Origin of the sequence: Mesorhizobium sp. B3-1-7 (assembly GCF_006439385.1) — a bacterium.
GTDB lineage: Bacteria > Pseudomonadota > Alphaproteobacteria > Rhizobiales > Rhizobiaceae > Mesorhizobium.
This window is the reverse complement of record NZ_VFTL01000086.1, coordinates 1-1,120: the sequence shown is the minus strand read 5'-3', so window position 1 is coordinate 1,120 and position 1,120 is coordinate 1. Positions and strand designations below refer to the sequence as shown.

The following is a 1,120-nucleotide window of genomic DNA, read 5'->3' as shown; positions in this document are numbered from 1 at the left end:
GCGTTTTGGGGTGAGAAGTTGATCCATGCCCTGAGGGCGTCTAGTCCGATGCGGAACCATGACTTTTCGCGTCGGCCGTGGGCCTTTCGCTTGATGGCCTTCATACCCATGGTTTGGGTTGCACATCGATAGGCCCATGTGATTGCGATGGCGAGAATGGCTGTCAGGGTATCGATCTTGTCTGGCGCGGTCATTCTGGTGTCTTCGATGTTGAAGCCGCGGGTCTTGGCATCGCCGAACAGGCATTCGACGGCCCAACGGCTCTTGTAGGCTATGATGGCGGCCTTGGCGTCCTGGCTGTTGGTCATGACGATGAGCCATTCGCCCTGCTGGCCTTTTCTGCCGTCGATCCATTTGGCAGCGAAGGATAAACGGACGGATGCAGCCGGCAGGCCGGCCTCAAGCGTCGTGACGCTGCGGCTCTTGCGGCGCTTTCTCAGCAGGGTCTGGAGTGTCCAGAGCTTTCCATCGGCCAGGGCGACGCACTGGCCGACCTTGACGCGAATGGCAAACGGGACCTTGTTTTGCATCAGGAATTTGACCCAATCGGCGCCGATGAACTCGCGGTCGGCGAGCAGCAGTTCGATCGAAGCCGCGCCGAACAGGTCGAGATAGCGCCGCATCAACTCGATGCGCTGGTGCGTGTTGCTGTTGCCCTGGTGGTCGAGCACCGTCCACAGCAGCGGTACGCGAAAGCGTCGCGTCACGATGGCCAGCATGAGAATGTTGATGTCCTTGCAGCCGACCTTCCAGCTGGTGCGGTCGAGCGCCAGGCATTTGGGCCGCGACAGGTTCAGCATGCGCACGACGAGCTGCGCGACGAGTGCCTGATCCAGCCGGATCGACTGGAAGAAGCGCTGCAGGCGGCGATAGTTCGACCCGTGTTGCGCGGCCCCCGGAAACTGGCTCGCCACATGGCTCAGATTGACCGTGCGGCCTTGAACCATGCCGATGATCAGAACCGCGAGTGTTTCCAGGCGCGAATTGCGCAGTGCAAATGACGGCTTAGGGTCTCGATGAGGGCGGTGTGAATCGTGATCGGCATCGGCGGATCCTTTTGGCGAAGAATCCTCCAATCAAATCACTTCAAGCCGTCCTCACCCTTGCGTCGTGTACTGTG

General features: G+C 60.2%; 1 protein-coding gene. It reads right to left on the bottom strand.

Going from position 1 to position 1,120, the window contains the following annotated elements; all coding sequences use genetic code 11:
* A partial coding sequence (locus FJ417_RS32980; protein WP_140786340.1) for an IS4 family transposase occupies positions 1-1,076 on the bottom strand: 1,076 nt, incomplete at its 3' end.
* Positions 1,077-1,120 lie beyond the last annotated feature (44 nt).